The sequence below is a fragment of the Streptomyces sp. NPDC001544 genome (assembly GCF_042894285.1).
In the GTDB taxonomy this organism is placed as follows: domain Bacteria; phylum Actinomycetota; class Actinomycetes; order Streptomycetales; family Streptomycetaceae; genus Streptomyces.
Genome location: NZ_JBIAVN010000017.1, coordinates 72,221 through 93,872, shown reverse-complemented (window position 1 = coordinate 93,872; position 21,652 = coordinate 72,221). Strand labels below are relative to the sequence as shown.

Annotated in this window: 19 protein-coding genes; all 19 read right to left on the bottom strand. The window is 69.9% G+C overall.

Annotated elements, in window-relative coordinates:
* Positions 1–44: 44 nt before the first annotated feature.
* A complete protein-coding gene (locus ACFY0F_RS31845; RefSeq protein ID WP_388801994.1) occupies positions 45–866 on the bottom strand; it encodes a F0F1 ATP synthase subunit delta in 822 nt (273 codons plus the stop codon).
* On the bottom strand, positions 863–1,408 hold the full coding sequence (locus ACFY0F_RS31840) for a F0F1 ATP synthase subunit B (RefSeq protein WP_388801991.1): 546 nt from the start codon (positions 1,406–1,408) through the stop codon (positions 863–865). The genes ACFY0F_RS31845 and ACFY0F_RS31840 overlap by 4 nt, the downstream gene beginning before the upstream one ends.
* A gap of 37 nt (positions 1,409–1,445) precedes the next feature.
* Positions 1,446–1,697: a F0F1 ATP synthase subunit C gene (locus ACFY0F_RS31835; RefSeq protein ID WP_388801988.1), complete on the bottom strand. Its 252-nt coding sequence runs from the start codon at positions 1,695–1,697 to the stop codon at positions 1,446–1,448.
* Between the two features lie 72 nt (positions 1,698–1,769).
* Positions 1,770–2,606 carry a F0F1 ATP synthase subunit A gene (atpB, locus tag ACFY0F_RS31830; RefSeq protein WP_388801986.1) on the bottom strand — a complete coding sequence of 279 codons (837 nt, stop codon included), beginning with the start codon at positions 2,604–2,606 and terminating at the stop codon, positions 1,770–1,772.
* 210 nt (positions 2,607–2,816) lie between these two features.
* Positions 2,817–3,263, bottom strand: coding sequence for a hypothetical protein (locus ACFY0F_RS31825; protein WP_388801983.1), 447 nt, complete (start codon positions 3,261–3,263; stop codon positions 2,817–2,819).
* A gap of 288 nt (positions 3,264–3,551) precedes the next feature.
* A complete protein-coding gene (locus ACFY0F_RS31820; RefSeq protein ID WP_388801980.1) occupies positions 3,552–4,898 on the bottom strand; it encodes an MraY family glycosyltransferase in 1,347 nt (448 codons plus the stop codon).
* A 140-nt stretch (positions 4,899–5,038) separates the two neighbouring features.
* Complete coding sequence (glyA, locus tag ACFY0F_RS31815) at positions 5,039–6,298, bottom strand: serine hydroxymethyltransferase (protein WP_388801977.1); 1,260 nt, start codon at positions 6,296–6,298, stop codon at positions 5,039–5,041.
* A gap of 324 nt (positions 6,299–6,622) precedes the next feature.
* Complete coding sequence (locus tag ACFY0F_RS31810; protein WP_388801974.1) at positions 6,623–7,300, bottom strand: protein-tyrosine-phosphatase; 678 nt, start codon at positions 7,298–7,300, stop codon at positions 6,623–6,625.
* On the bottom strand, positions 7,297–7,944 hold the full coding sequence (locus ACFY0F_RS31805; RefSeq protein WP_388801971.1) for an L-threonylcarbamoyladenylate synthase: 648 nt from the start codon (positions 7,942–7,944) through the stop codon (positions 7,297–7,299). The genes ACFY0F_RS31810 and ACFY0F_RS31805 overlap by 4 nt, the downstream gene beginning before the upstream one ends.
* Before the next feature lie 52 nt (positions 7,945–7,996).
* The gene (gene prmC, locus ACFY0F_RS31800; protein ID WP_388801968.1) at positions 7,997–8,836 is read right to left on the bottom strand and encodes a peptide chain release factor N(5)-glutamine methyltransferase; all 840 of its coding nucleotides are present in this window, start codon (positions 8,834–8,836) and stop codon (positions 7,997–7,999) included.
* Between the two features lie 112 nt (positions 8,837–8,948).
* Positions 8,949–10,025 (bottom strand): peptide chain release factor 1, encoded by a 1,077-nt coding sequence (gene prfA, locus ACFY0F_RS31795; protein WP_388801966.1) that lies wholly within the window; start codon positions 10,023–10,025, stop codon positions 8,949–8,951.
* A 112-nt stretch (positions 10,026–10,137) separates the two neighbouring features.
* Positions 10,138–10,359, bottom strand: a complete 222-nt coding sequence (gene rpmE / locus ACFY0F_RS31790) for a 50S ribosomal protein L31 (RefSeq protein WP_059301453.1) — start codon at positions 10,357–10,359, stop codon at positions 10,138–10,140.
* A 238-nt stretch (positions 10,360–10,597) separates the two neighbouring features.
* Positions 10,598–11,731, bottom strand: coding sequence for an LCP family protein (locus ACFY0F_RS31785; protein WP_388801964.1), 1,134 nt, complete (start codon positions 11,729–11,731; stop codon positions 10,598–10,600).
* A gap of 207 nt (positions 11,732–11,938) precedes the next feature.
* Positions 11,939–13,669, bottom strand: a complete 1,731-nt coding sequence (locus tag ACFY0F_RS31780; RefSeq protein ID WP_388802210.1) for a trypsin-like serine protease — start codon at positions 13,667–13,669, stop codon at positions 11,939–11,941.
* A 281-nt stretch (positions 13,670–13,950) separates the two neighbouring features.
* On the bottom strand, positions 13,951–16,020 hold the full coding sequence (rho, locus tag ACFY0F_RS31775) for a transcription termination factor Rho (RefSeq protein ID WP_388801961.1): 2,070 nt from the start codon (positions 16,018–16,020) through the stop codon (positions 13,951–13,953).
* 402 nt (positions 16,021–16,422) lie between these two features.
* Positions 16,423–17,340: a homoserine kinase gene (gene thrB / locus ACFY0F_RS31770; protein WP_388801958.1), complete on the bottom strand. Its 918-nt coding sequence runs from the start codon at positions 17,338–17,340 to the stop codon at positions 16,423–16,425.
* 372 nt (positions 17,341–17,712) lie between these two features.
* Entirely contained in the window at positions 17,713–18,771 is a 1,059-nt protein-coding gene (gene thrC, locus ACFY0F_RS31765) for a threonine synthase (protein ID WP_388801955.1), read from the bottom strand.
* Positions 18,772–18,777: 6 nt separating this feature from the next.
* On the bottom strand, positions 18,778–20,079 hold the full coding sequence (locus tag ACFY0F_RS31760; RefSeq protein ID WP_388801952.1) for a homoserine dehydrogenase: 1,302 nt from the start codon (positions 20,077–20,079) through the stop codon (positions 18,778–18,780).
* A gap of 169 nt (positions 20,080–20,248) precedes the next feature.
* Positions 20,249–21,640: a diaminopimelate decarboxylase gene (gene lysA, locus ACFY0F_RS31755; protein WP_388801949.1), complete on the bottom strand. Its 1,392-nt coding sequence runs from the start codon at positions 21,638–21,640 to the stop codon at positions 20,249–20,251.
* Positions 21,641–21,652 lie beyond the last annotated feature (12 nt).

Here is a 21,652-nt window from a genome sequence, read left to right as displayed (position 1 = left end):
GGCCCAACCAGGGCCGTCGTGTACGTCTTGCTGTTGAGTTGCGGCTAGCTCGCCATGCGGCGGGCGGCGTCCTCCAGCCGGTCCGCGAGGGAGCCGTTGATGACCTCGTCACCGACCTGCACCCGGATCCCGCCGACGACCTCGGGGTCGACGTCCAGGTTGAGGTGCATCCGGCGGCCGTAGAGCTTCGCGAGGGCGGCGCCCAGGCGCTGCTTCTGCGGGTCGCTCAGCGGCACGGCCGAGGTGACCACGGCCACCGCACGGTCCCGGCGCTCGGCGGCGAGCTTGGACAGGGACTCGAGTCCCGCCTCCAGGCTACGTCCCCGCGGCGCGCTCACAAGGCGCGTCACCAGACGCTCGGTGGTCGCCTTGGCCCGGCCGCCGAGCAGCCGGTGCAGCAGCTCCACCTTGGCGGAGGTGGTGGCCTTGCGGTCGGTCAGCGCGGCGCGCAGCTCGGTGTTCGAGGTGACGATCCGGCCGAACCGGAAGAGCTCGTCCTCGACGTCGTCGAGCGTGCCCACCTGCTGTGCGGCGGTGAGGTCGGCGATGCTCGCCAGCTCCTCCAGCGCGTCCACCAGGTCGCGGGGCTGCGACCAGCGGGAGCGCACCAGGCCGGACACCAGGTCGGCGGTGGCGCCGCTGACCTGGCCGCCGATCAGGCGCTGGACCAGGGTGGCCTTCGCCTCACCGGTCTGCGCCGGGTCGGTCAGGACCCGGCGCAGACCGACCTCGCGGTCGAGCAGCGCCGTGACGGCGGCCAGCTGGTCGGCCAGCTGCGTCGCGTCCACGGACGTGGCGTCCGTCAGTGCGTCGAGACGCTCCCGGGCGGCGGCGAGTGCCTCGCGGCTCGCTCCGTGCGCTGTCATCGAGTCGCCTCTGCCTTCTCCTCGAGCTCGTCGAGGAAGCGGTCGATCACACGGCTCTGACGGGCGTGGTCCTCGAGGGACTCGCCGACGAGCTTGCCGGCCAGTTCGGTGGCGAGCTTGCCGACGTCCTGGCGGAGCGCGGACGAGGCGGCCTTGCGGTCGGCCTCGATCTGGGCGTGACCGGCGGCGATGATCTCCTCACGCTGCCGCTGGCCTTCCGCGCGCATCTCGGCGATGAGCGTGGCGCCCTGCTCCTGAGCTTCCTGGCGCAGGCGCGCAGCCTCGTGACGGGCCTCCGCGAGCTGGGCCTTGTACTGCTCGAGGACGCTCTGGGCCTCGGTCTGCGCGGCCTCGGCCTTCTCGATACCGCCCTCGATCGCCTCGCGGCGCTGCTCCAGAACCTTGTTGATGTTCGGAAGGAGCTTCTTGGCGAGGAAGCCGAAGACGATGACGAAGGCGATCAGGCCGATGACGAGCTCTGGGATCGGCGGGATGAGGGGGTTTTCGGCCTCCTCCGCCGCCAGCTGAACCAGGGGGCTCATATCAGTGCCTTTCGTCTATTGGTGCGCGTCGGTCGGGTCAGGAGGCCGGGTAGACGAACGGCATGACCAGACCGATCAGGGCGAGCGCCTCACAGAAGGCGAAGCCGAGGATCTGGTTGGCGCGGATCAGGCCGGCCGCCTCGGGCTGGCGGGCGAGGGCCTGGGTGCCGTTACCGAAGATGATGCCGACGCCGACGCCCGGGCCGATCGCGGCGAGGCCGTAACCGATGGAGCCGAGGTTGCCCTTGATCTGGGTGGCGGCGAGGGTGGCCTGCGCAAGAGCGGACATGCCGGTTCTTCCTTCTCTTTCAAGGACCGGTGGGGGTTGGCCACCGGATGTCTGGGTGGGTGGTCGGGGTGCTCAGTGGTGCTCGGCGAGCGCGCCCTGGATGTAGCTGCAGGTCAGCAGTACGAAGACGTACGCCTGGACAGCCTGGATGAAGAGCTCGAAGGCGGTCATCACGATGACCATCACGAACGAGACACCGGAGTAGGCGATGCCGATGCCGTTCAGCATGTACCAGCTGGCGATCGTGAAGAGCAGCAGCAGGGTGTGACCGGCGAACATGTTCGCGAAGAGTCGCACGGCGTGGGTGAAGGGCCGCACGAGCAGGTTCGAGAAGAACTCGATCGTCATCGACAGCGGGAGCACCGGGCCGAGCGTCTTGTCGTAGCCGGTGAAGTTCTTGAAGGCGCCGACGAAGCCGTGCCGCTTGAAGGTCAGCGAGACCCAGAGGAGGTAGACGATTCCGGCCAGGACGGCGGGGTACGAGATGATCGCCGTGACCGGGAAGGCCGCCACCGGGATGATCGACCAGAGGTTCATCATCCACACGAAGAAGAACAGCGAGACGACGAGCGGGACGTACTTCTCGCCTTCCTTCTTGCCGATGGTCTCGTAGACGACACCCCGCCGCACGAAGTCGTAGCCGGCCTCGGCGACCATCTGGAGCTTGCCCGGAACGACCTTCGGACGGGCGAAGGCGGCCCAGAAGAAGCCGACGATGATGATCGACCCGAGCAGCGCCAGCAGCATCGTCTTGTTGAAGTACACGTTGCTGTCCGCGTCGCCCCAGAGCGGCTTGAACAGGAACGAGTGCAGGCCCGGAGCCGGGAAGCCGCACCCGTCGAACAGGTGGCAGCTCGTGTCGAAAGCGAGCGTCTGCGTCGGGTCAGCACTCACCGCGGGCTCCTTCATCGTGGCGCATAGGTACGGCAACCTCGTTGTGTCGGCGCGACGCTGGGCCGCGGTTCGGCACGGGACTGGTGTTACGGATGTGGGGGCGGCTGGGGGGCATCTCGCCTCGCGATTGAGCAGGCGTCAGCTCGGATGCCCGCGCCCGCGATGCCGCAGTTGGCACCGGACGATAGCAGGATCTCTCGTGCGCCTTTATCCCGGGCCTACCTCTCACGACGAGTGCCCCGACTTCTCGGGCTTGTCACCCTTCGCGGAGGCACTCGGGTCGGGCTCGACGTAGAGGATCTTGGCCTTCATGTGGGCACGCGTCTGCGCGGCGATCCACGTCAGGGTGGCGACCACGAGCACGATGGCGAAGGCCCGGGGGCTGAACAGCGTCGTGTTCTTGAAGATGGAGAGGAAGACGAACATCAGCAGCAGCTGGGCCGCGTAGAGCATCAGGCCCATCATCTGGAACAGATGCGGAAGCGATTTGGCCGTGCGCTGCAGAACATAGAGCCCGATCCCCATGAAGAGGATCACCACAACCGTCGCGACGACCGCCCCGATCGCCCCTTCGCCGCCGGCGACCACACCGCTGACAACGGCGGCGATCGCACCGACGGCAACCGTGGGTACGGTGGCCTGGGCCAGGATCCGGACGTCATTGGACGGCATGGCGGCAACTCCGCTTTCACAGGGGGCAGGGTGTCGTCATGGACGAGCGTAGTCCCGGTCTGAGTGCTGGAGACCTCACGGCCCTGGACCGTCGCACTGCGGCCCTTCGTCTCTATCCGGGGTTCTCGTGAACCGTATCACAAACTATTTGATGAGGTCTTTACCTGCTAGGTGTGCTTGCTGTCACACATGAGAGTGACCGTGCACGTCTGCGCAAAAACCGGGCCCACTTGTCTGGTATTAGGGGGCTTTGCTCCCCCACGACTTGGCAATGCTCTAGTCAGATTCTTACCTTGAGCCGTCGCCGACATGGAAGCGGGAACGGGCTCCGATGGCGGTCGCACCGTTGACCCGGGTGGCTCCGGCGGTCACCGGAGCGGGCTCCTCGGAGACCTCGTGAGACTCCGCCCGGGCCTCCTCGGCGATCTCAACGGCCAGCGAGTGCTCATGCGTTGAGGCCGCCCGGCGGCGCCGGTAGCGCGGCGGCACCAAGTGCTCGGCCCAGCGCGGGGTACGCGGGGTGAAGCGCGGCAGCAGGAGCAGTACGAGGCCGATCGCGCTGAGGAAGACCACGCCGAGCACGATCCACATCGAGGCGGAGTTCACGGAGTAGGCCAGCGCGCCGAAGGCGATCAGCGCCGACCAGAAGTACATGATCAGCACGGCCCGGCTGTGCGAGTGGCCGATCTCCAGGAGCCGGTGGTGCAGGTGGCCGCGGTCGGCGGCGAACGGCGACTGGCCGCGCCAGGTGCGGCGCACGATCGCCAGCACCAGGTCGGCGGCCGGCACCGCGATGATGGTCAGCGGCAGCAGCAGCGGGATGTAGACGGGCACGGTGGCCTGCACGGTCTGCCGCTCGCTGCCCTTGAAGAACAGCCGCAGCGCGTCCGGGTCGACCTGCCCGGTGATGGAGATGGCGCCCGCGGCGAGCACCAGCCCGATCAGCATCGAGCCGGAGTCGCCCATGAAGATCCGCGCCGGGTGCATGTTGTGCGGCAGGAAGCCCAGGCACATGCCCATCAGGATCGCCGAGAACAGGGTGCCCGGGGCGGCGGCCTCGATGCCGTACGAGTACCAGATCCGGTAGGCGTACAGGAAGAACGCGCCGGCGGCGATGCACACCATGCCGGAGGCGAGGCCGTCGAGGCCGTCGACGAAGTTGACCGCGTTGATCGTGATGACGACCAGCGCCACCGTCAGCAGCGTGCCCTGCCACTGGGTCAGCGCCACGTTGCCGACGCCGGGGATGGGCAGCCACAGGATCGTCAGACCCTGCATGACCATCACACCGGCGGCGATCATCTGACCGCCCAGCTTGATCAGGGCGTCGATCTCGAACTTGTCGTCCAGGACACCGATCAGCCAGATCAGGGCCGCCCCGGAGAGCAGCGCCCGCGGCTCGTTCGACTTCGCGAACACCTCGTTCAGGTTCGTCAGGTGGTCGGCGACCAGCAGGCCCGCGCACAGTCCGAAGAACATCGCGATCCCGCCGAGCCGCGGAGTGGGTTCCCGGTGTACGTCACGGGCCCTGATCTCCGGCATCGCTCCGGCCACGATCGCGAACTTCCGTACCGGCCCTGTCAGCAGGTACGTCACCGCGGCCGTGATGCAGAGCGTCAGCAGGTATTCACGCACGGGCAACCCCACATGTCTCGCTGGCCATCTCAGCCCCACACCCTAGCGAGGTGCGCATAACAGTGGGGACTGACGGGTAGCGACGATGGTTGCACGGGTGGCTGTGTGCCTGGCGCACATCGGTGTCCACCCGGGTGCGCCTACCCGCGTTCGGCGGGGATACTGCCCGGATACGGGGGAAACGTGCCCGCCAGTCCGCGCACCTCGTCCCGGGCCGCCGTGGGATCCGTCTCACCTCGCAGCACCCCGGCGACCAGCTTCGCGATCCGTGCCATCTCCAGCTCGCCCATCCCCTGTGTGGTCACCGCGGCTGTGCCCAGGCGCAGGCCGCGTGCGTCGCCGTGCGGCAGCACGCAGCAGTCCAGGACCATCCCGGCGGCGGCGAGCCGGCCCCGCGCGGTGCGCCCGTCGACGCCGAGCGGGCCCGGGTCGGCGGTGATCAGGTGGGTGTCGGTGCCGCCGGTGGTCACGACGAGGCCCTCGGCGGCGAGCCCGGCGGCCAGCACCCGCGCGTTGGCGACGACCTGGTGGGCGTACGCGGCGAAGGCCTCCGTCGCCGCCTCGCCGAACGCGACGGCCTTGGCGGCGATGGTGTGCATCTGGGCACCGCCCTGGGTGAAGGGGAACACGGCCCGGTCGACGCGCTCGGCCAGTTCCGCGCCGCACAAAAGCATCCCGCCGCGCGGGCCGCGCAGCACCTTGTGGGTGGTGGCGCACACGATGTCGGCGTACGGCACCGGGCTGGGCGCCGCGTTCCCGGCGACGAGCCCGATGGGGTGCGCGGCGTCGGCGATGAGATAGGCCCCGACCTCGTCGGCGACCTCGCGGAAGAAGGCGTAGTCGATGTGGCGCGGGTAGGCGATGGACCCGCACACGATCGCCTTGGGCCGGTGCGTGCGGGCGAGGGTGCGCACCTGTTCCCGATCGATGAGCCCGGTCTCCGCGTCCACCCCGTACCCGACGAAGTCGAACCAGCGGCCGGAGAAGTTGGCGGGCGAGCCGTGGGTGAGGTGGCCGCCGTGGGCCAGACCGAGGGCGAGGACGGTGTCACCGGGCCGCAGCAGGGCGGCGTAGGCGGCGAGCACGGCCGACGATCCCGAGTGCGCCTGCACGTTGGCGTGCGCGGCCCCGAACAGTGCCTTGGCCCGCTCCACCGCGAGGCGCTCGGCGACGTCGACGATCTCGCACCCGCCGTGGTGCCGGGCGCCCGGATACCCCTCCGCGTACTTGTTGGCGAGCGGCGACCCGAGCGCCGCCAGCACCGCCGCCGACGTGAAGTTCTCCGCCGCCACCAGCTGCAACGTCGTCGACTGCCGCTCCAGCTCCCCCAGCAGAATCCCGGCCAGCTCAGGATCCTGCCGCCGCAGGACATCGGCCTCGAGGGTATGACTGACCGACATGGCGCCCTCCGGGCGGTCGACGGTGACGTGAGACCAATGTAGGCCCGAGACGAACACCCTGCCCGACGGCCACCACCCCGCCCGGACCCACCGCACGCACGAGGCCGGCCCTGGGTTTGCAGCCCGTCCGGCGTTTGAGGACGAGGCCCGTTCAGGGCCGAAGCGGGGTCTGGGGGCGCAGCCCCCAGGCGGGTGCAGGGGCGCAGCCCCGCGGGGGTCCAGGGGGCGCAGCCCCCAGGTGGGGTCGAAGGGGCGGAGCCCCTGGGGACGGGAAGGGTAGGGGCGGCGGGGGCGAGACCATTCCGCCAACCCGGCAGGCAGCCACTACGCCCGGGCCGCCACCCCGGTCAGCGCGGTCACCACAGGATCCAGCGCCTCATGTATCTCGTCCCCCACCGACCGGAAGAACGGCAGCGGCGCCCCGTAAGGGTCGTACACCTCGTCCGCCTCGGCGGTGGGCGCCAACAGCCACCCCCGCAACGCCGCAGCGGCCCGCACCAGCGCCCGCGCCCGCGTCACCAGCCCGTCCTCCAGCGGAGGCAGCGTCGCCGGGTCTATCGCCCGCACCAGACGGGTGAACTCCTTCAGGGTGAACGTGCGCAGACCGGCCGAATGCCCCATGGAGATCACCTGCGCCCGGTGGTCCCGCGTAGCGGTCAGCACCAGGTCCGCCATGATCACGTGCTCGTCCAGCAGCTCCCGCCCCACGAAGCCGGAGGCGTCCGCGCCGAAGTCGGCCAGCACCGCCTCCGCGTTGGCCTCCATGGGCGCCCCCTCGTGGCCCCAGGTGCCGGCGCTCTCCACGATCAGCCCACGGCCCAGGACCCCGAGCCGCTCCGCCACGAAATGGCGGGTAAGCCGCTCGGTGATCGGCGAGCGGCACACGTTGCCTGTGCTGACGTGGAGGATGCGGAAGCTGTCGCGCGGAAACCCGAACGTCGTCGTCTCCTCCGCGCTGTAGCGACCGCCGCCTATGCCACGCCCCGCGTCAGGGGCCGTCAATTCGCCACCTCGAGGTCGGGTACGACCTTCCGCAGCTCGTCCGGCGAGATCGCGCCCTCGCGCAGCAGCAGCGGCACCTCACCGGTGACGTCCACGATGGACGACGGCACGTTGCCGGGGGTCGGTCCGCCGTCGAGGTAGACGGAGACGGAGTCGCCGAGCATCTCCTGGGCGGCGTCGCAGTTCTCCGGCGCCGGGTGGCCCGTGAGGTTCGCCGACGACACGGCCATGGGGCCGACCTCCGTCAGCAGTTCGATGGCGACCGGGTGCAGCGGCATGCGCACGGCGACGGTGCCACGGGTGTCCCCCAGGTCCCACTGCAGGGACGGCTGGTGCTTGGTGACGAGCGTCAGGGCGCCCGGCCAGAACGCGTCGACCAGCTCCCAGGCCAGCTCGGAGAAGTCGGTGACGAGCCCGTGGAGCGTGTTCGGGGAGCCGATCAGCACGGGCGTGGGCATGTTGCGGCCCCGCCCCTTGGCGTCGAGCAGGTCGGCCACCGCCTGCGAGGAGAACGCGTCCGCGCCGATGCCGTACACGGTGTCGGTGGGCAGCACCACGAGTTCGCCCCGGCGGACGGCGGAGGCGGCCTCGCGCAGACCCGTCGCGCGGTCGGTCGCGTCGTTGGTGTCGTATCGCCGTGCCATGTCTAACGGGCCTCCTCGTACACGTACTGCTGCGGGTGGGAAGTGCTGGTGGTCACGGCAGCGCCTTGCGGGCCGTCGCGAACCGGGGGCGGTTGTTGAGGTCGGGGTGGTCGGCCGCGTCGGCCCAGCCCCGTTCCTCGGTGAAGATCCAGGGCACCTGGCCGCCCTGGGTGTCGGCGTGCTCGATGACGACGACTCCGCCGGGGCGCAGCAGCCGGTGTGCCGTGCGTTCCAGACCGCGGATGAGGTCGAGACCGTCCTCCCCGGAGAACAACGCGAGATCGGGGTCGTAGTCGCGGGCCTCGGGGGCCACGTACTCCCATTCGGTGAGCGGGATGTACGGCGGGTTGGAGATGACCAGGTCGACCTGGCCGTCGAGGTCGGGGAAGGCGTCCAGGGCGTTGCCCTGGCGCAGGTCGACCCTGGACCCCTCCATGTTCTTCCGGGTCCACTGGAGGGCTTCCTCGGACAGCTCCACGGCGTGCACGCGGGAGCGCGGCACCTCCTGGGCGAGGGCGAGCGCGATGGCGCCGGAGCCGGTGCACAGGTCCACGATGCACGGCTCGACGACGTCCATGGCGCGCACCGCGTCTATGGCCCAGCCGACCACGGACTCGGTCTCCGGCCGGGGCACGAACACCCCTGGCCCGACCTGCAGTTCGAGGTAGCGGAAGTAGGCCCGCCCGGTGATGTGCTGCAGCGGCTCGCGCTGTTCGCGCCGGGCGATGACCTCCCAGTAGCGGGCGTCGAAGTCGGAGTCCTTCACGGAGTGGAGCTGGCCCCGCTTCACGCCGTGCACGAACGCGGCGAGTTCCTCGGCGTCGGTGCGCGGCGAGGGCACGCCGGCGTCGGCCAGCCGCTGGGTGGCCTGCGCCACCTCCGCGAGCAGCACGCTGCGGGGGCTTGGGGGCCGCCCCCCAAATTCTTGCTGCACGCTCGTCCTCCGGTACTCGGTACTTCGTCTGTGCGTGGCCTGCGTGGCCTGCGTACGCGGCTTACGTGTCCTACGCGGCCGCGAGCTTCGCCGCCGAGTCCGCGTCGACACAGGCCTGGATCACCGCGTCGAGGTCGCCGTCCAGGACCTGGTCCAGGTTGTACGCCTTGAAGCCGACGCGGTGGTCGGAGATGCGGTTCTCCGGGAAGTTGTAGGTGCGGATCTTCTCGGAGCGGTCGACGGTGCGGACCTGGCTGCGGCGCGCGTCGGCGGCCTCCCTCTCCGCCTCCTCCTGCGCCGCGGCGAGCAGCCTGGAGCGCAGGATACGCAGTGCCTGCTCCTTGTTCTGGAGCTGGCTCTTCTCGTTCTGGCAGGAGGCGACGACCCCGGTCGGGAGGTGCGTGATGCGCACCGCGGAGTCGGTGGTGTTCACGGACTGGCCGCCGGGTCCGGAGGAGCGGTACACGTCGATGCGGAGGTCGTTGGGGTTGATCTCCACGTCCACCTCCTCGGCCTCGGGGGTGACGAGGACACCGGCGGCGGAGGTGTGGATACGGCCCTGGGACTCGGTCGCGGGCACCCGCTGCACGCGGTGCACGCCGCCCTCGTACTTCAACCGCGCCCACACGCCCTGTCCGGGCTCGGTGGCGCCCTGGCCGCCCTTGGTCTTCACCGCGACCTGGACGTCCTTGTAGCCGCCGAGCTCGGACTCGGTGGCGTCGATGATCTCGGTCTTCCAGCCGACGCGCTCGGCGTAGCGCAGGTACATGCGCAGCAGGTCGCCGGCGAACAGGGCGGACTCGTCGCCGCCCGCGCCCGCCTTGATCTCCAGGATGACGTCCTTGTCGTCGCTGGGGTCGCGCGGGACGAGCAGCAGGCGCAGCTTCTCGGTCAGTTCCTCGCGCTGCTTCTCCAGCTCCTTGACCTCGGCCGCGAAGTCGGGGTCGTCGGCGGCGAATTCGCGCGCGGTCTCGACGTCGTCGCCCGTCTGCTTCCAGGAGCGGTACGTGGCGACGATCGGGGTGAGCTCGGCGTAGCGCTTGTTCAGCTTGCGCGCGTTGGCCTGGTCGGAGTGGACCGACGGGTCGGCGAGCTTCTTCTCCAGGTCGGCGTGCTCGGCGACGAGTTCCTCGACGGCCTCGAACATCTTGGGGCTCCTGTACTGCGGATGAAGGGCTGGCGGGCGACCAAAAACGCCGGTCCCGGCGCGACGCCCTCCGGGGAGGGGTCGCGGCCGTGGACCGGCGAATCGGCGCTCGCTACTTCTTGGAGCCGGCGGCCTTGCCGAAGCGGGCCTCGAAGCGGGCCACACGGCCACCGGTGTCGAGGATCTTCTGCTTGCCCGTGTAGAACGGGTGGCACTCGGAGCAGACCTCGGCGCGGATGGTGCCGCTCTGGATCGTGCTACGGGTGGTGAACGACGCGCCACAGGTGCAGCTGACCTGCGTCTCGACGTACTCGGGGTGGATGTCGCGCTTCAAGGTGTCTCCTAGGTTTCGGGAGGGCGCCGGGTCGCTCCGCGGGGTGCGGGGGCGTGAACCGGAGCCGACGTACCAGTCTGCCAGGACTGGGACCATCTCCCAAAACCGGGGGTGCGCGGGTTCTATTCCCTAGGGGGTACTGGGGACGTTGCGCATGACGGGGTGCCGGTTTGTCGCCGTTGGCGGGTGCAGGTTGTTCGTGGCTGGTCGCGCAGTTCCCCGCGCCCCTTTGGGGCGCCTACGACGAAGTCACGACGCCGTTGGCCTCGCCCTTGGCGGCGTCCTTGGTGGCGCTCGCCGGGATGGGCTTGTCGTTCTTGAGGGCCGTCCAGACCTGCTGGGCCTTGGTCCGCTGGATGAGGACGCGGTTGGGGTTCGTGGGGTCGTACTGGACCGGCATCGTGACCATGTGCATCTGCGAGGAGCTGATGCCCTTCAGGCCGTTCGCGAAGTCGCTGAGGGAGTTCACGGAGCCCAGCTCGGAGTCGGCGGTGACGGTCTTGGTGGCCGTGTTCGCGAGGTCGAACAGCTTCTTCGGGTTGGTGAAGACGCCGATCTCCTTGACCTGGTTGACCAGGGCCTTGACGAAGGCCTGCTGGAGCTGGATGCGGCCGAGGTCCGAGCCGTCGCCGACGCCGTGCCGGGTGCGTACGAGGCCGAGGGCCTGCTTGCCGGTGAGCTGGTGCGTGCCGGCCTTGAGGTCGAGGTGGCTCTGCGGGTCGTCGATGTTCTTGGTGGTGTGGACCTTCACGCCGCCGAGCTCGTCGATGAGCTTCTGGAAGCCGGCGAAGTCGACCTCGAGGTAGTGGTCCATGCGCAGTCCGGTGAGGGACTCGACGGTCTTCACGGTGCAGGCGGCGCCGCCGGTGGAGTACGCCTCGTTGAACATGACCGCCTTGGCGGCGGGGTGGGTCCTGCCCTGGGTGTCGGTGCACTGGGGGCGGTCGATGAGGGTGTCGCGCGGCATGGAGACCACGGCGGCCTTCTTGTGGCCCTTGTAGATGTGCACGATCATCGCCGTGTCGGAGCGGGCGCTGCCGTCGTCGGTGCCGCCGCCGAGCTTCCGGTTGGAGCCGGAGCGGGTGTCCGAGCCGAGGACCAGGATGTTCTCGGAGCCGTTGTCGGCCTTGGCCGGCCGGTCGTTGCCGAGCGCCTGGTTGATGTCGACGCTCTTGAGGTTGCCGTTGAGCTTGAAGTACACGTATCCGAGCCCGGTTCCGCCCACCACGAAGACGCCCGCCGCGGTCCAGGCGGTGACGAGCAGGGCCTTGCGGCGCCCGCTGGCGGCCTTGCGGCGGCGCCCCTTGGCTCGGCGGCGGCCTCTGGTGCCGGGCTCGGTTATGGCGGGCTCCGGCGTGCTCTCGGCAGACATGCGCTCCTCGAATTCTCGTCCGGTCGGCTACCCCCTGTTTTCAGGAACAGACCTGGTGTCGCGGCACCCTTACCGCACCATGGTCACTCCACCGGGTCAGACGGGGAAACCCGGAAAAGGGTTGCACAACGGACCGTGCCCACCGTGTGCGACGGTGGGCACGGTCCGTAGTCGGGTGAGCGGGTCAGTCCCGTCTCACCTGCGCGTTCATCCGAAGATGTCGTACTGGTCGAAACCGGTACCGACGGAGACTCTTGTGGCGAAGATCTCGCTGGTCGCCTTGCCGGTGCCCTTGTACAGGTACAGCGTGCCGCCGGGCGTGCGGGCGAGGAAGTCGGCCTTGCCGTCGCCGTCGACGTCGCCGACCGCGTCGAAGGCGTTGTAGCCGGTCCAGCCGCTGCGCACCTTGATCCGGCCGGAGAACGCCCCGGAGCCGGACTTGCCGGTGCCCTTGTACAGGTAGAGGTCGCCGGTGCTGCTCTGGCGCGCGAGCAGGTCGGCCTTGCCGTCGCCGGTGAAGTCGCCGTGGCCGCGTACCGAGTTGTACTGGTTCCAGCCGGTGCTCACCTGCACGCGCGCGGAGAAGCTGCCGTTGCCCTTGCCCGGGTAGAGCCACAGGGTGCCGGCGGAGTCCACGGAGAGCAGGTCGGGCAGGTAGTCGCCGGTGAGGTCGCCGGGGGCGATGATCCGGGTGCGCGTCTTCCAGTTGTCGAAGATCTGCTGCATGGCCCAGGAGCCGCTGGAGGGGACGTAGTGCGTCCAGAAGACGGCACCGGAGGCGCTTTCGCGGGTGATCAGGTCCTGGTAGCCGTCGCGGTCGAGATCGGCCTGCAGGACGACGTTGACGCCGTCCCAGCTTCCCCAGGACTGGCGGGCGCCGAACGCGCTGCCGGTGGAGTCCTTCTCGTAGCCGCTCTTGGTGGACGAGTTGCGCACCCACAGGTCGGCCTTGTGGTCGCCGCTGAGGTTGGTGTCGTCGACGCGCGGGTAGGCGGCGCCGACGTAGGTGCTGACCTTGGTGAAGACGCTGTAGGCGCCCTTGGAGACGCAGTTGGCCACGCCCCAGGAGACGACGCCCACGATCCGGCCGCCGACGATCAGCGGGCCGCCGGAGTCGCCGTTGCAGGCGGAGGTGGTGCCGGTGTCGCTGCCGGTGGCGGGCTTGCCCGCGCAGACCATGTGGCCCTTGAGGAAGTCCGTACCGTAGTAGCCGGCGCAGGTGCTGTCCGACTGGATGGGCAGCGTGGCCGTCTTCAGCGTGTCGGAGATGTCCTGGCTGCCGGAGCTGGTGCGGCCCCAGCCGTAGAGCGTGGCGCTCTTGCCCGCGGTGTACGAGGCCGTGTCATCGGAGGTCGTCATGCGGATCGGCGTGGCCTTGACGGCGACCGGCAGGGTGAGGACGGCGAGGTCGTTGTCGATGGTGGTCGCGTTGTACGACGGGTGGTTCCACTGCCGCCAGACGCCGGTGGCCGTTCCGCCGTGCAGGTCGGTGCCGCCCGAGCCGTCGTCGCTTGCGAGCTGCGAGGTGCCGGTGATGACGGCGCCGTGGGCGTGCCAGTCGTAGCCCTTGACGCAGTGCGCGGCGGTGAGGATCTTCGTCGGCGCGACGACCGAGCCGCCGCAGAAGAAGCCGGTGTCGTCGCTGGTGTCGGTGGTGCCCTTGTCGTCGTAGTACCAGAGCTGGGCCATCCACGGCGCCGACGTGATGGTGGTGTCGGTACCGCCGATGATCTTCGGGTCGACGGTGGCGGTGTTCGTGCTGGTGCTGCCGCTCGTGTTCGCGCTCAGGGACGACTTCCGTGTCGTCTGTCCGGCGGTGTCGTCACCGGCGAGGGCGCCCGCGACGCGCTTCTTCAGCTCGCTGAGCGAGGGCGAGCTGGTGGCGGGCTTGACCGTCGGCGTCGGCGGCGCGGTGGCCGCGCCGGCGGACGAGGTCATCAGCGCGGCGGCGACGGCCGCGGCGACACCGGCGGCGGCGAGCGGAAGGCCGAAACGTACCCGACGTCTGTGCCGACCGCCGCGGGGCAGGGTTGTGCTCAAGGGTTCCCCAGGGGGTGCATGAGATGGAAGGGACGCATGACGCGCCCCGCCCTACTCAGCGCCAAAAGGCCGCCCCCCGTCACTGTCGTGACGGGGGGCGGCCTTGAAGGGGCGCGGGGGACTGCGCGACAAGCCACGGACGACCCGCAGCCGACGAAGAACCCTCAGCCCGACGGCGACTAGTCCCCGTTGCCAGGCGTCGGCGTCGTCTTCTGGATCTGCATCAGGAACTCGACGTTCGACTTCGTCTGCTTCATCTTGTCGAGCAGCAGCTCGATCGCCTGCTGCTGGTCAAGCGCGTGCAGCACCCTCCGCAGCTTCCAGACGACCGCCAGCTCCTCGTTCCCGAGCAGGATCTCTTCCTTACGGGTACCGGACGCGTCCACGTCCACCGCCGGGAAGATGCGCTTGTCGGCGAGCTTGCGGTCGAGCTTCAGCTCGGCGTTGCCCGTGCCCTTGAACTCCTCGAAGATCACCTCGTCCATGCGGGACCCGGTGTCCACCAGCGCGGTGGCGAGGATGGTCAGCGAGCCGCCGTCCTCGATGTTCCGCGCCGCACCGAAGAACCGCTTCGGCGGGTACAGGGCGGTCGAGTCGACACCACCGGACAGGATGCGGCCCGAGGCGGGCGCGGCCAGGTTGTAGGCACGGCCCAGACGGGTGATGGAGTCGAGCAGCACGACCACGTCGTGGCCCAGCTCCACCAGGCGCTTGGCGCGCTCGATGGCGAGCTCGGCGACCGTGGTGTGGTCCTCGGCCGGACGGTCGAAGGTCGAGGAGATGACCTCGCCCTTGACCGACCGCTGCATGTCGGTGACCTCTTCCGGACGCTCGTCGACGAGGACGACCATCAGGTGGCACTCGGGGTTGTTGTGGGTGATCGCGTTGGCGATCGCCTGCATGATCATGGTCTTGCCGGTCTTCGGCGGGGCCACGATCAGACCGCGCTGGCCCTTACCGATCGGCGCGACGAGGTCGATGATGCGGGTGGTCAGCACGCCCGGGTCCGTCTCCAGGCGGAGGCGGTCCTGCGGGTAGAGCGGGGTCAGCTTGTTGAACTCCGGGCGGCCGCGGCCGTGTTCGGGCGCCATGCCGTTGACGGAGTCCAGGCGGACCAGCGCGTTGAACTTCTCGCGCCGCTCGCCTTCCTTGGGCTGGCGGACCGCGCCGGTGACGTGGTCGCCCTTGCGCAGGCCGTTCTTGCGGACCTGGGCGAGGGAGACGTAGACGTCGTTGGGACCCGGCAGGTAGCCCGACGTACGGATGAAGGCGTAGTTGTCCAGGATGTCGAGGATGCCCGCGACGGGGATCAGGACGTCGTCCTCGGCGACCTGCGGCTCGGCGATCTCGTCGCGGCCACGGCGGCCACGGCGGTCGCGGTAGCGGCCGCGACGGCCACGGCGTCCGCCGTCGAAGTCGTCGTCGTCCTGCGGACCGGTGCCCCGGTCCTGACGGCCGCCGCCCTGCTGCTGGCCCTGCTGCTGACGGTCCTGACGGCCGCCGCCCTGGCCCTGCTGGTCGTCGCCCTTGCCGCCACGGCGGTCACCGCGGTCGCCACGGTCCCCGCGGTCGCGGTCCCGTCCGCGCTCACGGCGGTCGCGCCGGCCGCGGCCATCGCCGTCACCGGCGTCGCCCTTGGGGGCGTCACCCTGCGACTGGCCCTGCTGGCCCTGCTGGGCCGACGTCTCGGCCTTGGGCTCGTTCTTCGCCTCGGCGGCGATCGTCTCGGTACCGCTGCCCGCCGGGGCGCCCGCGTCGGCGGTGGCGCGGCGGCGGCGACGCTCGACGGGGGCGTCGTCTCCCCCACGCTCGGCTTCGCTCACGCGGTTGCCCCCGGCCGGCTGGCCGGGAATCTCGATCTGCTGCTGGGCCACGGCCTGCTCGGCGGGCGCCTCGACGGCCTTCTCGGCCTTCTTGCCGGCGGCCTCCTCGCCCGTACGGGCCTTGGAGGTGGCCCGGCGCTTCGGCTTGGTCTCGGCGGGGGCTTCGGCCTTGGCGGCCGGGGCGGCGCCGCCACCTGCCTGCGCCTCCTTGATGACCTCGATCAGCTGGCTCTTGCGCATCCGCGCGGTGCCCCTGATGCCGAGGCCGGATGCGACCTGCTGCAGCTCGGCCAGCACCATGCCCTCGAGGCCGGTACCACGGCGCCGCCGGGAGCCGGCACCGGTGGCAGGCGCGGAGGCGTCCGTGGAGGGCGCGGCAGCGGTCTCCTCGACACGTGCGCCCATCAGATCGGTGGTGTCGCTCACGAAGGGTCCTTCCCTGGAGCGGACGTCGGCCTGTCTGGCTCGGCGACCGTTTGTGCTGTCCGGCTTCGGTTCTGTCTCTGTGAACCAAGCCGGGGCGGTGGTCCGCCTAAGCGGCGGAAGAGATATCTGGTGATGGCGCTTCCTCGAATCGTGGCACCCAGTGTCACGTGGTGGGGTAGCACCGATTCCGGAGCGTGCCCAGCGGCCCGCTCAGTGCACGTGTACGACGTACTGACCAGGTACGACATACGGAACACGGAGTGGCTTGGGAGGCTCCCGGAAGAATGTCTGTCCCGGACGGGGACACGAAGCACCTCGCCATGGTGGGGTCGGGTGCAGACTTGAGATTAACACTACCGGATCCAACAAACATTCCCCCTCTCCAAATCCGGCAACCGTGTGTCAGGTCGCAAGCGGCAGCACGCTCGCTCCCTGGACATCCAGGTTCAGCCGGTTGGCGGCCCACCCCGGGCCCGCCAGCTTTTCCACCTTGTCGGCGGTGTCGACGTCGGCCAGCGCCATGACGGTGGGTCCCGCGCCCGAGATGACCGCGGGGATCCCGTCCTCCCGCAGCCGCTCCACCAGCGCCGCGCTCTCCGGCATCGCCGGGGCGCGGTACTCCTGGTGCAGACGGTCCTCGGTGGCCGGCAGCAGCAGCTCGGGGCGCCTGGTCAGGGCCTCGACGAGCAGTGCGGCGCGGCCCGCGTTGACGGCGGCGTCGACGTGCGGCACGGTGCGCGGCAGCAGTCCGCGCGCCGTCTCTGTCAGTACCGGCTTTCCGGGCACGAAAACCACCGGAACGATGGAATCGTCGGGCTCCATCCTGATCGCCCGTGCGGCGCCGGCCTCCATCCAGGAGAGCGTGAAGCCGCCGAGCAGACACGCCGCGACGTTGTCGGGGTGCCCCTCGATCTCGGTGGCCAGTTCGAGCAGCGCGGTGTCGTCGAGCCTGGCCTCGCCGCCTATGGTCACCGCCCTCGCGGCGACGATGCCGGCGCAGATGGCGGCGGAGGAGGAGCCGAGGCCACGGCCGTGCGGAATGCGGTTGGCGCACACGATCTCCAGGCCGCGCGGCTGGCCGCCGAGCAGGTCGAAGGCGGTGCGCAGGGAGCGGACGAGAAGGTGGCTCTCGTCACGCGGGAGCGTTTCGCTGCCCTCACCCGCGATGTCGATGTGCAGCCCGGAGTCGGCCACCCGGACGACGACGTCGTCGTAGAGCCCCAGCGCGAGGCCCAGGGCGTCGAAGCCCGGGCCGAGGTTGGCGCTGGTGGCGGGGACGCGCACCCGGACGGCGGCGGCGCGGAACGCTGGACCGGCCATCGCTCGATGACTCTCCTTGAGCTGCGTGATGGTCGAATGACATTCGATACGTACCTGAGCCCCTCAGGGCCGCACAGACGGCGCGGCACCCTGCCATATGCGAGGCATATGCAGTGGGCGGGTTCGGTACAGCCTATCGAAGGAAGGTTCTGTGGCGACATAGGGCGCACAGGAGGCGCACGATGCGTGTCGTGGGCCTCCTGTGCCCCCTCCCTGGGGAGTCCCCAGGGATGAGACGCCACAGGGGGTCGCCGGGTTGCCTGGCGCGGCGGTCCCGGCGGATGCCACGCTCCCAGGCTCCCGGACGGGCGGACCTCGGAGAGCGGACCGCGCTTGCGGCGGACCCGGGACGGCGAACCCGGCCGTCCGATCTCAGGCGAGGCCGAGCCGCGCGGCGGCGGTGGCCGCGTCGACCGGGACGGTGACCGGCTGCGGGGCGCCCGCGACGGCCCAGTCGGGGTCCTTCAGGCCGTTGCCGGTGACCGTGCACACGATCCGCTGCCCCGGGTCGACCTTGCCCTGCTCGGCCGCCTTCAGCAGACCGGCCACGGACGCGGCGGACGCGGGCTCCACGAAGACGCCCTCCTGCGCGGCCAACAGCCGGTAGGCGCGCAGGATTTCACGGTCCGTCACCTCGTCGATGAAGCCGCCCGACTCGTCCCGTGCCGCCAGGGCGTACTGCCAGGAGGCCGGGTTGCCGATGCGGATCGCGGTGGCGATGGTCGACGGGTCCTTGACGACCTCGCCGCGCACGATCGGGGCGCTGCCGGAGGCCTGGAAGCCCCACATGCGGGGCGTCCTGGAGGCGACGCCGTCGGCGGCGTACTCCTTGTACCCCTTCCAGTACGCGGTGATGTTGCCCGCGTTGCCGACGGGGAGGACGTGGATGTCGGGGGCGTCGCCCAGCATGTCCACGATCTCGAAGGCGGCCGTCTTCTGCCCCTCGATGCGCACCGGGTTGACCGAATTCACCAGCGCCACGGGGTAGTTGTCGCTCAGCGCACGGGCGAGGGTGAGGCAGTCGTCGAAGTTTCCGTCGACCTGGAGGATCTTCGCGCCGTGCACGAGGGCCTGCCCCATCTTGCCGAGCGCGATCTTGCCCTGCGGCACGAGCACCGCGGAGACCATCCCGGCACGCACGGCGTACGCGGCGGCGGAGGCGGAGGTGTTTCCGGTGGAGGCGCAGATGACGGCCTTCGCACCCTCCTCCTTGGCCCTGCTGATGGCCATGGTCATACCGCGGTCCTTGAAGGACCCGGTGGGGTTCGCGCCCTCCACCTTCAGGTGGACCTCGCAGCCCGTGCGCTCGGAGAGCAGCTGCGCGGGCACGAGCGGCGTGCCGCCCTCGCGGAGCGTCACGACCGGCGTGCTGTCGGATACCGGCAGCCTGTCCCGGTACTCCTCGATGATTCCGCGCCACTGGTGGGTCATTGCTGGTTACTCTCCTTCAACCCGCATGATGCTGGCGACACCCCGCACGGTGTCGAGCTTGCGCAGCGCCTCGACGGTGCCGGTCAGGGCGGCGTCGGAGGCGCGGTGGGTGACGACGACGAGGGAGGCCTCACCGTCGTCACCCGGTCGTCCTTGCTGTCGCACGGTATCGATCGACACCCCGTGCTCGGCGAACACGGTCGCCACCTGGGCGAGAACACCCGGTTTGTCGGCGACGTCGAGGCTGATGTGGTAGCGCGTGACGACGTCGCCCATGGGCGAGACGGGCAGCGCTGCGTACGCGGACTCGCCGGGCCCGGTGGACCCGTTGAGCCGGTTGCGGCAGACGGCGACGAGGTCGCCGAGCACGGCGGAGGCGGTGGGCGCGCCGCCGGCGCCGGGACCGTAGAACATCAGCTGTCCCGAGGCGTCCGACTCGACGAACACGGCGTTGTAGGCGCCGCGCACGGAGGCCAGCGGGTGGCTCAGGGGGATCATCGCGGGGTGCACGCGCGCGGTGACGGAGGCGCCGTCCTTCGCCCGCTCGCAGATGGCGAGCAGCTTGATGGTGCAGCCCATCTCCTTGGCGGAGGCGAAGTCGGCCGCCGTCACCTCGGTCATGCCCTCACGGTAGACGTCGTCGAGGCGGACCCGGGTGTGGAAGGCGATCCCGGCGAGGATGGCGGCCTTGGCGGCGGCGTCGAAGCCCTCGACGTCGGCGGTGGGGTCGGCTTCCGCGTACCCCAGCGCGGTGGCCTCGTCGAGCGCCTCCTGGTACCCGGCACCGGTCGAATCCATCTTGTCGAGGATGAAGTTCGTCGTCCCGTTGACGATCCCGAGCACCCGGTTGACCTTGTCACCGGCGAGGGACTCGCGCAGCGGGCGGATCAGCGGGATGGCACCGGCGACGGCGGCCTCGTAGTAGAGGTCCTTGTTGCTCGCCTCGGCCGCCGCGTGCAGGGCGGCGCCGTCCTGGGCGAGGAGCGCCTTGTTGGCGGAGACGACGGACGCGCCGTGCTCGAAGGCGGTGGTGATGAGCGTCCGGGCGGGCTCGATCCCGCCGATGACCTCGACGACGACATCGAGGTCACCCCGTTTGACGAGCGCGGTGGCGTCGGTGGTGACGAGCGCCGGGTCGATGCCCTCACGCACCTTGGAGAGCCGCCGTACGGCCACGCCCGCGAGCTCGACGGGGGCACCGATGCGGGCGGCGAGGTCGGCGGCGTGCGTCGTCATGATGCGCGCCACCTCTGAGCCGACAACCCCACAGCCCAGCAGCGCCACCTTCAGCGGACGCGTACGCATCATCCGACCTCGTTTCCTCATACCGTCACGGTTGGACCAGTCTCACTCACCGAACGGGACTTTCTGCCCCATGTCCGGATCGTGAGACATCTATTTCATTACGGGGGACAGGGAAGACCGTAGATCTTCCGGCCGCGAGCGATGGGTGCCGCCGGGGTGTCTCTTGTTGTACTCACCCGACGTCGAGGCGCAACAGGTCCTCTTCCGTCTCGCGGCGGACGATGACGCGCGCCTCACCGTCGTTGACGGCGACGACGGGCGGCCGGAGCACGTGGTTGTAGTTGCTGGCCATGGACCGGCAGTAGGCGCCCGTCGCCGGTACGGCGATGAGGTCACCGGGTGCCAGGTCCGCGGGCAGGAACGCGTCCTTCACCACGATGTCCCCGCTCTCGCAGTGCTTGCCGACCACGCGTGCCAGCATCGGCGCGGCGTCGGAGACACGCGAGACGAGGGCGACGCTGTACTCGGCGTCGTACAGCGCGGTGCGGATGTTGTCGGACATGCCGCCGTCGACGGAGACGTACGTCCGCAACCCGTCGAGGGCCTTGATGGTGCCGACCTCGTACAGCGTGAAGGCGGTGGGCCCGACGATGGCCCGCCCGGGCTCGACGGAGATACGGGGCGTACGCAGCCGGGCGGCATCGCACTCGCGGGTGACGATCTCGGTGAGGGCCTTGGCGATCTCGTGGGGCTCGCGGGGATCGTCGTCACTGGTGTAAGCGATACCCAGGCCCCCGCCAAGGTCGATCTCAGGCAGCTCGACCCCGTGCTCGTCGCGGATGTCCTTGAGCAGCCCGACAACACGGTGCGCGGCGACCTCGAACCCGGACATGTCGAAGATCTGCGACCCGATGTGGGAGTGGATCCCGATGAGCTCCAGCCCGTCGAGCTGCAGCGCCCGCCGCACGGCCTCGGCGGCCTGTCCGCCAGCGAGCGGAATGCCGAACTTCTGGTCCTCGTGGGCGGTGGCAATGAACTCGTGCGTATGCGCTTCGACGCCCACGGTGATACGGATCTGCACCCGCTGCCGGCGACCGAGTGACTGGGCGATGTGGGCGACGCGCACGATCTCCTGGAACGAGTCGAGGACGATCCGGCCCACCCCGGCCTCGATGGCCCGCCGGATCTCGCTCTCGGACTTGTTGTTGCCGTGGAAGGCGATGCGGTCCGCGGGCATGCCGGCGGAGAGGGCGGTGGCCAGCTCCCCACCGGAGCACACGTCGAGGTTGAGCCCTTCTTCATGCAGCCACCGCACGACGGCACGGGACAGGAACGCCTTCCCGGCGTAGAACACGTCGGCGTCGGCTCCGAAGGCGGTACGCCAGGCCCGCGCGCGGGCACGGAAGTCGGTTTCGTCGAGGATGTAAGCGGGGGTCCCGTACGCCTCGGCGAGGTCCTTGACGTTGGTCCCACCGACGGTGACGACGCCGTCGGCATCACGGGTGACGGTCTGGGCCCAGACCTTCGGGTCGAGGGCGTTGAGGTCGGTGGGAGGGGCGGAGTAGTGGCCCTCGGGGAGGACGTCGGCGTGTCGGGGCCCGGCGGGGTGTGCGGAACGGCTCATCTTGGGCGTGCT